Below are 12533 nucleotides of genomic sequence, written 5' to 3'. Positions count from 1 at the left end.
ATGCAACCAATCATCAAAACCTTAACAGAGAAAAAACTCGCTGGCCATTCTATTGAAATGTCGTTCATCGAAAATAAAACTTTTCAATTATGGAGCGGTTTTATGCCAAATCGAAAAGAAATAAAAAATGCAATTGGAGCTAATTTATATTCTCTAGAAGTTTATAAAGAAAACCATTTTGATAATTTTGACCCTAATGAAAGCTTCAAAAAATGGGCAGCCGTAGAAGTCTCAGATTACGGTAATGTTCCAGAAGGAATGGAAACTTTGACAGTTCCTGATGGTCTATATGCTGTCTTTCTTCATATAGGTCCAGCTACAGAAGCTCACAAAACGTATCACTACATTTTTGCAGAATGGTTGCCAAATTCTGAATATACAGTAGATAACAGACCGCATTTTGCAGTAATGAATGAGAAATACAAAAAAGACGATCCAGACTCTGAGGAAGAAATTTGGATTCCGATAAAAAGCAGAGAATAAATATGATTTTACAAACTTTAAAAACACTTTTCAATAGAGATCTAGACAAACTAAAATTTGAAATAGAATCTTATGAATTCGAAAAACAGATCTGGGCAATTGACAAAAACATTTCCAATTCGGCAGGAAATTTATGTCTGCATTTAATTGGAAATCTCAACACTTATATTGGTGCAGAAATTGGCAAAACGGGTTATGTACGAAATCGTCCTTTAGAATTTTCATTAAAAGATATTTCAAAATCAGAACTGATTTCCAAAATCGAAAGCACAATTGAAGTCGTTAATAACAGCTTAGATGCATTAACAGAAAAAGATTTAGAACAGATTTATCCGCAGATCGTTTTCGAAAAAGAAATGACCACAGGATTCTTCCTAATTCATCTTTCAACACATTTAGCCTATCATTTAGGACAAATTAATTACCACAGAAGGCTTTTAGATTTCTAATTTTAGACTTCAGATTGTAGATTTTAGATTTTTATCCTAAAGATTAAAAAAAACTAAAATCTAAAATCTACAATGGTAAACCGTACATTTGCACTACATTCAAAAAAACATACATGTCATCACATCATATAGTCCGCGACGATCAAGAACCTGCTTTAATAATTGCAAACGGCGCAGCGTGTGACCCTGAATTACTAGGGCAATTGCTAGAATGGTCGCCTCTAGTTGTTGTATTAGATTCAGCTATCGAAAGAGTTATTGAATTAGGCATAAAAGTCGATGTCCTTTTGGGTGATTTTGATCGCGGTTTCGATCCAGAAATTTACAAATCGCAATTTCCAATCGAAATCGTTCACACGCCAGATCAAGACAAAACCGATTTAGAAAAAGCTTTTGATTATCTTATAGAAAGAAAAATTCCTGCCGTAAATGTCGTTTGGGCAACCGGAAGACGTGCCGATCACACCATCACAAACTTAACACAAATTGTTCGTTACAGAAATTTACTAAAAATTGTAATTCTAGACGATCACTCAAAAATATTTCTTTTGCCAACAAAATTCGAGAAATGGTATACCGCAAACACGCCAATTTCATTGATTCCTATTGGTATTGTAAACGGTATTAATTCAACCAATTTAAAATACGAATTAAACAATGATACGCTAACAATGGGCTACAGAACCGGAAGCAGTAATTCTGTTGAAAAAGATGGCATTGTAACCATTACACATCATGAAGGAGATCTTCTTTTAATGGAGTGTTTTGATTAGAAGCTATTTCCTGCTGTCCGCTGTATCTTTTCCTGGCTAAAGAAGCCAGAAAAAGGATGCCGCTCCCATCAGGACTAGGGCACTCATTTTCAAAACAAGACTTTCTTACCTATCTTTGCAATCGAAATCAATGAAAATGAAAGCAAACGACAATTCTGAAAAAAACATTTTACACCCAAGAAATCTTCATCGAGCACGATACGATTTCGAAAAACTAATTTCAAATTGTCCTGAATTAAAAGCTTTTGTATCAGTAAATAAACACGGAATCGAAACCATTGATTTCAGTAACCCAAAAGCGGTAAAAACTTTAAATAGCGCTTTACTACAAACCTATTACGGAATTCAAAACTGGGATATTCCTAAAAATTATCTTTGTCCACCAATTCCAGGCCGCGCCGATTACATTCATTACATCGCCGATTTATTAGCGGAAAGCAACAACAATCAAATTCCAAATACTTCGTCTGTTTTAGGTTTAGATATTGGAACTGGCGCAAATTGCATTTATCCTATTTTGGGAAATTCCATTTACAATTGGAGTTTTGTAGCGACGGATATTGACAAAAAATCAATTGAAAATTGCAGTAAAATTATCGAAGCCAATCCGAAATTAATTGACGCAATCAGTTTACAACAGCAAACCGAATCTCGCTTCATTTTCAAAAACATCATTACGCCCGAAGATCGTTTTACTTTCACAATGTGTAATCCGCCTTTTCATGCCTCTGCGGAAGAAGCAAATAAAAGTGCATCGAGAAAAGTTTCCAATCTTAATCCGAAAGAAAAAAGAAATACAAATCCCGTTTTAAATTTTGGAGGTCAAAATGCCGAATTATGGTGCAACGGCGGCGAAATCGGATTCATAACTCAAATGATTTACGAAAGCGCAAAATATGCTTCACAGGTTTTGTGGTTTACAACTTTGGTTTCTAAAAAAGAAAATCTTTCTTCGATTTATAAAACTTTGAAAAAAGTAAATGCTGTTTCTGTCCAAACAATTGATATGGCGCAAGGACAGAAAAATAGTCGTATTGTAGCTTGGAGTTTTTTAAATGATGCTCAACGAAAAGCTACAATTTAAAAGATATGATTTTCTAACATTTTAGAATGTGTCGCTCCGCTGGAGCTTTTATACCATGTGGTGACAAATTTTGCTATAAATATTTGGCTCCTCCGGAGCCTTAACACAAATTGAAATAGATATTATTTTAGAATAGTCCCCGCGGGACGAAATATTTATAGAAATTATTGGTCGTAGTTTCCAAAGCTCCAGCGGAGCGAAATATTTTTTGACAAACTAAAATTTTCAAACAACTGATTTCCAAACCAAAACCTTGATTTTATAATTTACTTTAAGTACATTTATTGTAAACATTTTAAAATCAAGATTATGGCAGAATATATTGGTTATCTCGCATCTGTTTTTATTGTTGGCGGTTTTTTACTTAAAAACCTTAGAACAATCCGACTGATTAATATGTTTGGCTGTATTTGTTTTGTTATTTATGGCATCTTTTTAAACGACTCTAGCGACTTAAGCCAGTGGCTCTGGCCCGTAATTATTCCGAATGCCATTTTAGCCTTTGTACAGATTTATTATTTAACCTCAAAAAATGATAAATCTTAAAATTATGATATTTTAAAATAAAATTCTGATACACTTTTCACCTACTCCACTCGTAACTTTAAGCTGAAAATTGAATTTTATACCATGTTAAAACTATATTCCCGCTTAGCCATCGTACTTTTCATAGTCACAAGTTGCGCTTCAAAAAAAGCAAAATATGAAGACTATGTTTTTAAAACCCGAACTGAAGAAGTCAAATACCAAGCTGCTTACGACAAAGCTTTAAAACTTTGGAATATTCCGTATAACGAAGAAGATGTAAAAACCAATTTTGGAACCGCACACGTTGTAATCGCAGGTCCAAAAAATGGAAAATCTTTAGTTTTACTCCACGGAATGGATGCCAGCTCAACAATGTGGTATCCAAACATTCAGGTTTTAGCCAAGAATCATCGCATTTACGCGATTGATTTTATTATGGAACCCAACAAATCCAATCTAACAGCAAAACCTCTTTCCTCAGATGATATTGTAGTTTTTTACAATGAGATTTTTGATCATTATAAATTAAGGAAATTCGACATTATTGGCGCTTCACGAGGTGGATGGATTGCCACGTTATTAGCTATTCAAAAACCAAATTCTATTGATAAAATTGTTTTATTAAGCCCTGCGCAGACTTTCAAATTTCTTGACAAACCAAGAAAGACGACTTCAGCATTAATGCTGAAACTTTTTCCAAGCGAAAAGAAATTCAGTAAAACCTTAAACACTTTTTCAACTCATCCAGAAAACATAAGCCGCACCTATAAAAGACAGTTTTATTTAGCTAATAAATACGCAAAATCCAATTCAAGCATGTTAAAAATGATGCCGTTTTCAAACAAAGAATTAGCATCTATTCAGAATCCTGTTTTGGTTTTGGTTGGTGACAAAGACGTGATTAATTCAGAAGAAAGCTTAGAGATAGCGCAGAAACATTTGCCGAACTCCAAAACCAAACTTGTAAAAGATGCAGGACATTTTCTAACCATAGATCAGCCAAAGGTTGTAAATGATGCTGTTATTAATTTTTTAGATTAAAATTTTTAGCCACTACTTACACGAACTTTCACAAATTCTAATTGATATCTATTTTGTAGTGTCGTTAAAACTTCGTGTAATTCGTGGCAAACTTTTTTACACAATTCATTTACATTCAAACTTCGTATCTTTACAGAACAAATTTTCAGCCTAAATAAATGAAATTTCAAGTTTCTTCAGAATATAGTCCAAAAGGAGATCAGCCCCAAGCCATAGAAAAATTAGCTCAAGGCGTGATTGAGGGAGATAAATACCAAACATTATTGGGAGTTACAGGTTCCGGAAAAACGTTTACCGTTGCCAACGTAATTCAAGAAGTGCAAAGGCCAACTTTGGTTTTGGCTCACAATAAGACGTTGGCTGCGCAATTGTATTCCGAATTCAAGCAATTCTTCCCGAATAATGCAGTTGAATATTTCGTTTCTTATTACGACTATTATCAGCCAGAAGCTTTTATGCCTGTTACAGGAGTTTTTATTGAAAAAGATTTATCTATCAATGAAGAACTAGAAAAAATGCGTTTAAGCACCACTTCTTCTCTACTTTCAGGAAGACGTGACGTTTTGGTTGTGGCATCGGTTTCTTGTCTTTACGGTATTGGAAACCCTGTTGAATTTCAGAAAAATGTAATCGAAATTAAAAGAGACCAAGTCATTTCGAGAACTAAATTATTGCATAGTTTAGTTCAAAGTTTATATGCCCGAACAGAAGCCGATTTTAATCCAGGGACTTTCAGAATTAAAGGTGATACGGTTGAAGTTTATCCGAGTTATGCTGACGATGCGTACAGAATTCACTTTTTTGGAGATGAAATTGAAGAAATCGAATCATTTGATGCTAAGACTTCTCAAGTAATAGAGAAATTTCAACGTTTAACCATTTATCCTGCCAACATGTTTGTAACTTCTCCAGAAGTTTTACAAGGCGCAATCTGGCAGATTCAGCAAGATTTGGTGAAACAAGTGGATTATTTCAAAGAAATTGGAAAACATCTTGAGGCAAAACGTCTAGAAGAAAGAACCAATTTCGACCTAGAAATGATCCGTGAATTAGGATATTGTTCTGGAATTGAGAATTACTCAAGATACCTAGATGGACGTGAAGCTGGTACAAGACCTTTCTGTTTATTAGATTATTTTCCAAGCGATTATTTAATGGTTGTAGACGAAAGCCACGTAACCGTGTCGCAAGTTCATGCGATGTACGGAGGTGACCGAAGCAGAAAAGAAAACTTAGTTGAATATGGCTTCCGCCTTCCTGCCGCGATGGATAACCGACCTTTGAAATTTGAAGAATTTGAAGCATTGCAAAATCAGGTGATTTACGTTTCTGCAACTCCAGCCGATTACGAATTGCAAAAATCAGACGGTATTTATGTCGAGCAGATTATTCGTCCGACGGGATTATTAGATCCTGTTATTGAAGTTCGTCCAAGTTTAAATCAGATTGATGATTTGATTGAAGAAATTCAGGTTCGCTGTGAATTAGACGAAAGAGTTTTAGTGACAACTTTAACCAAAAGAATGGCCGAAGAATTGGCAAAATATCTAACAAAAGTAAACATTCGATGCCGTTACATACATTCTGAAGTGGATACTTTAGAACGTATCGAAATCATGCAGGATTTAAGAAAAGGACTTTTTGATGTACTTATTGGAGTAAACTTACTTCGTGAAGGTTTAGATTTACCCGAGGTTTCTCTTGTTGCTATTTTAGATGCCGATAAAGAAGGATTTCTGCGTAACAGAAAATCGTTAACGCAAACTATTGGTCGTGCGGCTAGAAATGTTAATGGGAAAGCGATTATGTATGCAGACAAAATTACCGAAAGCATGCAGAGAACAATCGATGAAACCAATTACAGAAGAACCAAACAAATCAACTATAACGTAGAAAACAATATTGTTCCGCAGCCTTTAAACAAGAAAATAGAAAGTGCCTTTACCAAAAATCCATTGGTGGAATATGAATTAGGACATCCAATTCCGGTTGCAGCTGAGCCAGAAACAGCTTATTTATCTAAAGCGGAACTCGAGAAAATGATTCGCGAAAAGCGTAAAACAATGGAAAAAGCAGCTAAAGAACTAGATTTCTTACAGGCAGCAAAACTTCGTGACGAAATTAAAAAACTACAGGAACAGCTTCCTTAATTGTGCTGTTCCTGAAAAATCTCCAATAATACAATTGGATTAATCATCGTATTTGGCGCTTTTTTCATCATTTCCAAAACACGTTTTACCGCCGACAAATTCAATCCCATTTCTAAAGCAATTTGCTGAATGGCGTGATGTTCTCTTTCGTGCAAAATGCCATCAATATGCATCAATAAAGCCAATCTGTAAAACTGATTGATACGTTGCATTTCTGATTTTATGGGAATGGTTTTATGTTCCTGATGAAATAAATCCTGAAATTCTTCTTCGCTAATACTCAATTCTAAAGCTACGAGTCTTAAAAATTCAAGCTCACGTTTGTGCAAATGTCCGTCAACTGTAGCGAACATAATCATTTCTAAAAGTAAACTTCTTTTTTCTGCTTCCGTATTCATCAATTTCTTATTTTTAGCTAAAATATTGCTTTTAAATAAAAATACAAAACACAGATAATGAAGAGGATTTTCTTTGCAGTTTTACTTCTATTTACATTTATTGGCAAAGCGCAGAATACAGCTTCAAAAAATGTTTCTACTTTTACAATTGAAGCGCCACAACTCAATACCACAAAGAAAATCTGGATTTATCTTCCTGAAAATTATTCCAAAGACATAAAGAAAAAATACAGCGTTATTTATATGCATGATGCTCAAAATTTGTTTGATGCCAAAACTTCCTATTCTGGCGAATGGAATGTCGACGAGAAATTAGACAGCTTAAAAGCTCCTGTAATCGTAGTTGGAATCGAACACGGAAACGAAAAACGCATTGATGAATTGACTCCTTTCAAAAACGAAAAATATGGCGGAGGAAATGCAGATCATTATTTAGAGTTTATTGTAAAAACGCTAAAACCACATATCGACAAAAATTACAGAACCAAAACAAAAGCTAAAAATACGATTCTATTCGGTAGTTCGCTCGGCGGATTGGTTTCGTATTATGGCGCTTTAAAATATCCTGATGTTTTTGCTAAAGCAGGCGTTTTTTCGCCCTCTTTTTGGTTTTCTAATGAGATTTATGCTTTTACCGAAAAACAATCTAAAATCAAGACCAAAATCTATTTTCTATGCGGTGATAAAGAAAGTGACGATATGGTAAACGATTTAAATAAAATGAAACGTTTATTAGATACCAAACGCTGTTATTGTCTTCATTTGGATAAAGAAAAAATTGTAAAAGGTGGCCAACACAATGAAAAACTATGGCGCGATCATTTTGTTGAAGCATTATTATGGCTAGGCTATTAACTAAAAAAATAAAAAAACACCCCAATAAAATGAAACTTATTTTAAGAGAATACAATCTCAAACTAAAGCATACTTTCACGATTTCGAGAGAATCTATTGATGTACAGCCTTCATTAATTGTAGAATTGCAAAGCGATGGTTTCTCTGGTTTCGGAGAAGCTACGTCAAATCCGTATTATCATATTACAGTTCCGATGATGGTTGCTGATTTGGAGAAAATCAGATCGATTATTGAAAATACAGAAAATGAAACTCCAGAGGTATTTTGGTCCAAAATGCATGTGTATTTAAAAGACGATATGTTTGCGTTGTGCGCTTTAGATTTGGCTTACAATGACTTGTATGCTCGTAAAAAAGGCAAGAAATTATACGAATTATGGAATTACAAAACCGATCATAATCCGTTAACCGATTATACAATCGGAATTGACACCATTGAAAAAATGGTTTTTAAAATGCAAGAACTGCCTTGGCCTATTTACAAAATTAAATTAGGAACTAAGGAAGATATTGCCATTGTAAAAGAATTGAGAAAACATACTGACTCCATTTTTAGAATTGATGCCAATTGCGGATGGACGGTTGATGAAACCATTAACAATGCAGTCGAATTAAAAAAACTTGGCGTTGAGTTTCTAGAACAGCCTATGAAAGCAGATAATTGGGAAGGCCATAAAGAAGTATTCAAACACTCTGCTCTTCCTGTAATTGCTGACGAAAGCTGTATCATCGAAGAAGATGTTGCCAAATGCTTCAATCATTTTCATGGCGTGAATGTGAAACTGGTAAAATGCGGCGGACTAACTCCAGGAAAACGCATGATTGAAGAAGCTAAAAAATTAGGCTTAAGAACAATGGTTGGCTGCATGACCGAATCTACTGTCGGGATTTCTGCCATTGCGCATTTGCTTCCGCAATTAGACTATGTTGATATGGACGGCGCGCTTTTATTAGCAGAAGATATTGCAACAGGAGTAACAATTGAAAATGGTATTATTCATTATTCAAACCTAAACGGAACCGGAGTTACATTGCTGTAAAATGATAGTCGAAAAATTTCCAGACCGCATTATTGAAATTGACCACAAACAATATTTGTATTTTGGCGGGACTGCCTATTTGGGACTTCCAACAAACCAAAAATTTCAAGATTTAGTCGTTCAGAACATTTTGAAATGGGGAACCACTTACGGAAGTTCAAGAACTGCCAATATCAAATTAAGTGCTTATACTTCTGGCGAAAAGTTTTTAGCTCAACATATTGGCTCAGAAGATGCTGTAACAGTTTCGTCTGGAATGCTGGCTGGAAAATTGGTTTTAGAAAAACTGAAGAAACAAACCGATTGTTTTTATCATGTAAACGAAATTCACTCGGCAATTCAGATAGAAAATAGCCTACCTGTTTTTGTAAATGAAAAATTGAATGAACGTTTACTAGATTCTAAACCAGAAAAAATAACAATTTTAACCGATGGAGTTCCTTCGTTTCAAACTAAACCTGTTGATTTGTCTTTCTTAAATCAGATTTCAAATCAAAAGGAAATCACTTTGGTTATTGATGAATCTCATTCGCTAGGAATTATCGGCGATATTGGTTCTGGAATTTATTCATCAATTGATTTTCCAATTAAAAGAAAAATCTTGGTTTCTTCCCTCGGAAAAGCGTTTGGATTAACAGGCGGCGTAATTGCTTCAGATTCTGAATTTATTTCTGAATTAAAAGAATTAGAAACTTTTACCAGCGCTGCGGGAATGAATCCTGCTTTTGTACAAACGATTTCAGATGCTTCAGAAATTTATAAAATACAGCATCAAAAATTGCTAGACAATTTAAGTTATATTGATTCGATTTTAATTAAAAATGAGAACGTTAAATTCAGTAAATATTATCCTTTAATTTATTTATTGCCAAAAGAATTAGTTCTGAAATTAAAAGAAGAAAATATCATTATTGCCAGTTTTAAATATACCAAAGAGGCCGAACCATTGAATAGAATTGTCATAACGGCAAATCACACAAGAGAAGATTTAGATAAATTGGTTGGCGTTTTAAATGATTTTAATTCTTAATTTTAATCATTTTAAAAAACTACCTTTGCAAAAATAAATAATAGTTTTAACTTCAAGTAAAGATTGAAAAACTTGAAACTTGAAACAAAAAAACTTGAAACAAAAATTATGACAAATAACGATATACTTAAAAAACTTCGCGTGGCTTTAATGCTCCGTGATGACCAAATAGTTGAAATTTTAGAATTAGTAGATTTTAGAATTTCAAAATCAGAGTTGGGTGCTTTTTTTAGAGCCGAAGATCATCCAAACTACATGGAATGTGGCGATCAGGTTTTGAGAAACTTCTTAAACGGATTAGTTATTCATTTGAGAGGAACTAAAGAAAATCCGAAGAACCCAAATGATGTTTTAGCAAAACATAAAGCTGAAATTCCAAAAAGAGAAAACACTAAAGAAAGAGCTGAATTTAAAGCAACTCCAAAAGATTCTGAAAAATACAGAGGCGATCAAAGTCCGTCAAAATCAGGTTCAGCAACTGGAAAACCTAAAAAGAAATCATTCCCAAAAGGAAATGGAAAACCAGTTGTTGTAGAGAAGGTGGTTTTCAAAAATGGAAATAAGAAAAAATCTTAATTGGGCGAATTAACTGCAATCCCGATAGCTATCGGGAGCAAAGATATTTTTTAGCCACAGATTAAAAGGATTATAAGGATTTAAAAAATCTGTGTTAATCTTTTTAATCTGTGGCTATATTTTTTATATCAATTTTATTGTAGAGATGCACTGCAGTGCATCTAACACAACGTAACCACAATGTCAAAACTTTGCGTAGACGCACTGCAGTGCGCCTCTACGATATACTTTGACTATATTTTATTCTGATCAATTTCATCAAAAAAGGCATCTTTAAAAGTTGCTCCAATTGGCAATTCTTTTCCATTTACAAAAACAGAAAAATTATCTGTCGATTCGATGTGCTGTAATGAAATTATATACGATTTATGTATTTGAATGAAACCATTTTCTGGCAATGATTCTATTACATTTTTTAAAGACGAATGTGTGATAATCTGCTGTTTTATGGTATGAATGCAAACATAATTCTGTAAACTTTCTACATATAAAATTTCATTCAAAAATACTTTCTGAAATTTATTTTTTCCGTCGGTTTTTATAAATAAAAAATCTGGTCCAGAATTATTAGTGCTGTTTGAAACTTCTATTTTTGGTTCAGAGTTTAGTTTTGAAACCGCTTGATAAAAACGTTCAAACGCAATTGGCTTCAATAAATAATCAACGGCATTTAGCTCAAATCCTTCTAAAGCAAAATCAGGATAAGCAGTTGTGAAAATGACTTTTATATCTTTAGAAATAATTTTAGAAATCTGTAAACCTGTCAATTGAGGCATTTGAATATCCAGAAAAATAACATCTACAGATTCTTTATTTAGAAATTCCAGTGCTTTTAAAGAATCATTAAAAACGCCGACTTTCTCCAGAAAATTTACTTTTCCGATATAATTTTCTAATATTCGAGTTGCTGGCGGTTCGTCATCGACAATTATACATTTAAAAGCCATAAATTATTTCTTTAGCGGTATTTTTAAGTAAGTTTTAAAGGTATTATTTTCTTCTGTTTTTTCAAGAATAAATTGGTTTTTATACGTGTATTCCAATCTTTTCGTCAAGTTATCAAAACCAATTCCAGTTGAAGAATAATTTTCTCCCTCAATGAAATAATTAAAAGTTGAAATTTCCAGAAAATCGTCTTTTATTCGAATAGAAATAATGGCTTTTTCTTCTTCATTATTAAATTTTCCATGTTTGAAAACATTCTCAACAAAATGAATCAAAGCCGAAGAAATGATTTTTTCGTTTGAATAATTTCCTTCAATTGTAAAGTCCAAAAACAGCTGATCTTCAAATCTTTTCTTTTGTAAATGAATATAATTTTGAATGAATTGAATCTCTTTTGAAAGTATCGCTTCCTCTTTGTCTGTTTCTGTAATAACGTAACGAAGTAGATCAGAAAGTACCAAAACATCATCGGCCATTTTATCGTCTTTCAGGATCAATTGACTGTAAAAAGAATTCAAAGTATTAAATAAAAAATGCGGACTCACTTGTGCTTTTAACATTTGAAATTCTGCCTTTTTATTCTCTAATAATAATTCCTGATTTTGAAGTTGTGCAGTCTGAAATTGCCAGAATAAAAAAGTCAAAGCACTTAAAATTACAGCTGGTAATCCGAAGAAAAAATTATCTTTTATGTAATAACCTATTTCTCTAGCTTCTTCATAATAGTTGTGTATTCCGGTAATATTAAACATAACAACTTCTTGCAAAAAATAACGAACAGCTGCAAAAAGCAATAACGAAACTGGGATGGTCAGAATATAAAAAAGTAATTTCTTCTTGTTTAAAAACCATTCGCAGAAGTAGTAAAAATTGAGAATATAAATGCAAAATATGGCTAACAAATGAGTTGGCGTAATTCCATAACGTATTGCTTTGATTACAATTTCTATCTTTTGATCATTAAGTCCAATGTCCCAGAAAATGTATGTTAGAAACAACAAAAAGAAAAAGACAATGTGATAATAAAAAGGGATTCTTGATTTCATAGTTTTTGATAATTAATTCAAAAATACAATTAAGCCTTTAATAGAAAATGGTATTTATTTAAAATGCCTTTTTTTAGGTATGAACTGCCAAAAACGTTATACGAAATTATTATACTCCAAATTTCACCTGTTTAT

14 protein-coding genes are annotated in these 12533 nt (G+C 33.1%); 11 read left to right on the top strand and 3 right to left on the bottom strand.

All coding sequences use genetic code 11. From position 1 onward, the window contains the following. From ABTV69_RS11445 to uvrB, 7 genes are all read left to right on the top strand, one after another. Entirely contained in the window at positions 1 to 483 is a 483-nt protein-coding gene (locus tag ABTV69_RS11445; RefSeq protein ID WP_433836448.1) for a GyrI-like domain-containing protein, read from the top strand. A gap of 2 nt (positions 484 to 485) precedes the next feature. After that, positions 486 to 932, top strand: coding sequence for a DinB family protein (locus ABTV69_RS11440; protein WP_433836446.1), 447 nt, complete (start codon positions 486 to 488; stop codon positions 930 to 932). Between the two features lie 113 nt (positions 933 to 1045). Next, on the top strand, positions 1046 to 1705 hold the full coding sequence (locus tag ABTV69_RS11435; RefSeq protein WP_433836444.1) for a thiamine diphosphokinase: 660 nt from the start codon (positions 1046 to 1048) through the stop codon (positions 1703 to 1705). 136 nt (positions 1706 to 1841) lie between these two features. Beyond that, positions 1842 to 2789 carry a 23S rRNA (adenine(1618)-N(6))-methyltransferase RlmF gene (gene rlmF / locus ABTV69_RS11430; RefSeq protein ID WP_433836442.1) on the top strand — a complete coding sequence of 316 codons (948 nt, stop codon included), beginning with the start codon at positions 1842 to 1844 and terminating at the stop codon, positions 2787 to 2789. 309 nt (positions 2790 to 3098) lie between these two features. Then, positions 3099 to 3335, top strand: coding sequence for a uroporphyrinogen decarboxylase (locus ABTV69_RS11425; protein ID WP_433836440.1), 237 nt, complete (start codon positions 3099 to 3101; stop codon positions 3333 to 3335). 84 nt (positions 3336 to 3419) lie between these two features. Beyond that, positions 3420 to 4358, top strand: a complete 939-nt coding sequence (locus ABTV69_RS11420; RefSeq protein WP_433836438.1) for an alpha/beta fold hydrolase — start codon at positions 3420 to 3422, stop codon at positions 4356 to 4358. Positions 4359 to 4516: 158 nt separating this feature from the next. Next, positions 4517 to 6508, top strand: a complete 1992-nt coding sequence (gene uvrB / locus ABTV69_RS11415; RefSeq protein ID WP_433836436.1) for an excinuclease ABC subunit UvrB — start codon at positions 4517 to 4519, stop codon at positions 6506 to 6508. Here the strand turns inward: uvrB and ABTV69_RS11410 are convergent. Further along, entirely contained in the window at positions 6505 to 6906 is a 402-nt protein-coding gene (locus tag ABTV69_RS11410; protein ID WP_433836434.1) for a TerB family tellurite resistance protein, read from the bottom strand. The genes uvrB and ABTV69_RS11410 overlap by 4 nt on opposite strands. Positions 6907 to 6963: 57 nt before the next feature. Between ABTV69_RS11410 and ABTV69_RS11405 the strand changes: the two genes are divergently transcribed. The 4 genes from ABTV69_RS11405 (at position 6964) to ABTV69_RS11390 (ending at position 10407) form a co-directional block, all read left to right on the top strand. Next, positions 6964 to 7761: an alpha/beta hydrolase gene (locus ABTV69_RS11405; RefSeq protein ID WP_433836432.1), complete on the top strand. Its 798-nt coding sequence runs from the start codon at positions 6964 to 6966 to the stop codon at positions 7759 to 7761. A gap of 29 nt (positions 7762 to 7790) precedes the next feature. After that, entirely contained in the window at positions 7791 to 8801 is a 1011-nt protein-coding gene (locus ABTV69_RS11400; RefSeq protein WP_433836430.1) for a dipeptide epimerase, read from the top strand. 1 nt (position 8802) lies between these two features. Next, positions 8803 to 9831 (top strand): aminotransferase class I/II-fold pyridoxal phosphate-dependent enzyme, encoded by a 1029-nt coding sequence (locus tag ABTV69_RS11395; RefSeq protein WP_433836428.1) that lies wholly within the window; start codon positions 8803 to 8805, stop codon positions 9829 to 9831. 108 nt (positions 9832 to 9939) lie between these two features. Beyond that, positions 9940 to 10407 carry a DUF1456 family protein gene (locus ABTV69_RS11390; protein WP_433836426.1) on the top strand — a complete coding sequence of 156 codons (468 nt, stop codon included), beginning with the start codon at positions 9940 to 9942 and terminating at the stop codon, positions 10405 to 10407. A 233-nt stretch (positions 10408 to 10640) separates the two neighbouring features. Here ABTV69_RS11390 and ABTV69_RS11385 read toward each other — a convergent pair whose 3' ends face one another. After that, a complete protein-coding gene (locus ABTV69_RS11385; RefSeq protein WP_433836424.1) occupies positions 10641 to 11354 on the bottom strand; it encodes a LytR/AlgR family response regulator transcription factor in 714 nt (237 codons plus the stop codon). Positions 11355 to 11357: 3 nt separating this feature from the next. Further along, positions 11358 to 12398 carry a sensor histidine kinase gene (locus ABTV69_RS11380; RefSeq protein ID WP_433836422.1) on the bottom strand — a complete coding sequence of 347 codons (1041 nt, stop codon included), beginning with the start codon at positions 12396 to 12398 and terminating at the stop codon, positions 11358 to 11360. Positions 12399 to 12533: the final 135 nt, after the last annotated feature.

Source organism: Flavobacterium anhuiense, assembly GCF_050990855.1.
Classification (GTDB): Bacteria; Bacteroidota; Bacteroidia; order Flavobacteriales; family Flavobacteriaceae; genus Flavobacterium; species Flavobacterium anhuiense_C.
Note: the sequence above shows the minus strand (reverse complement) of the source record. Positions and strands in the feature narration are given on the sequence as shown.

What these genes read in the sequence shown, in the direction of transcription:
- ABTV69_RS11410 (WP_433836434.1), bottom strand. Translation starts at nt 6,906, where the DNA reads ATGAATACGGAAGCAGAAAAAAGAAGTTTACTTTTAGAAATGATTATG.
- uvrB (WP_433836436.1), top strand. Translation starts at nt 4,517, where the DNA reads ATGAAATTTCAAGTTTCTTCAGAATATAGTCCAAAAGGAGATCAGCCC.
- ABTV69_RS11435 (WP_433836444.1), top strand. Translation starts at nt 1,046, where the DNA reads ATGTCATCACATCATATAGTCCGCGACGATCAAGAACCTGCTTTAATA.
- ABTV69_RS11395 (WP_433836428.1), top strand. Translation starts at nt 8,803, where the DNA reads ATGATAGTCGAAAAATTTCCAGACCGCATTATTGAAATTGACCACAAA.
- ABTV69_RS11445 (WP_433836448.1), top strand. Translation starts at nt 1, where the DNA reads ATGCAACCAATCATCAAAACCTTAACAGAGAAAAAACTCGCTGGCCAT.
- ABTV69_RS11420 (WP_433836438.1), top strand. Translation starts at nt 3,420, where the DNA reads ATGTTAAAACTATATTCCCGCTTAGCCATCGTACTTTTCATAGTCACA.
- ABTV69_RS11425 (WP_433836440.1), top strand. Translation starts at nt 3,099, where the DNA reads ATGGCAGAATATATTGGTTATCTCGCATCTGTTTTTATTGTTGGCGGT.
- ABTV69_RS11405 (WP_433836432.1), top strand. Translation starts at nt 6,964, where the DNA reads ATGAAGAGGATTTTCTTTGCAGTTTTACTTCTATTTACATTTATTGGC.
- ABTV69_RS11390 (WP_433836426.1), top strand. Translation starts at nt 9,940, where the DNA reads ATGACAAATAACGATATACTTAAAAAACTTCGCGTGGCTTTAATGCTC.
- rlmF (WP_433836442.1), top strand. Translation starts at nt 1,842, where the DNA reads ATGAAAGCAAACGACAATTCTGAAAAAAACATTTTACACCCAAGAAAT.
- ABTV69_RS11385 (WP_433836424.1), bottom strand. Translation starts at nt 11,354, where the DNA reads ATGGCTTTTAAATGTATAATTGTCGATGACGAACCGCCAGCAACTCGA.
- ABTV69_RS11400 (WP_433836430.1), top strand. Translation starts at nt 7,791, where the DNA reads ATGAAACTTATTTTAAGAGAATACAATCTCAAACTAAAGCATACTTTC.
- ABTV69_RS11380 (WP_433836422.1), bottom strand. Translation starts at nt 12,398, where the DNA reads ATGAAATCAAGAATCCCTTTTTATTATCACATTGTCTTTTTCTTTTTG.
- ABTV69_RS11440 (WP_433836446.1), top strand. Translation starts at nt 486, where the DNA reads ATGATTTTACAAACTTTAAAAACACTTTTCAATAGAGATCTAGACAAA.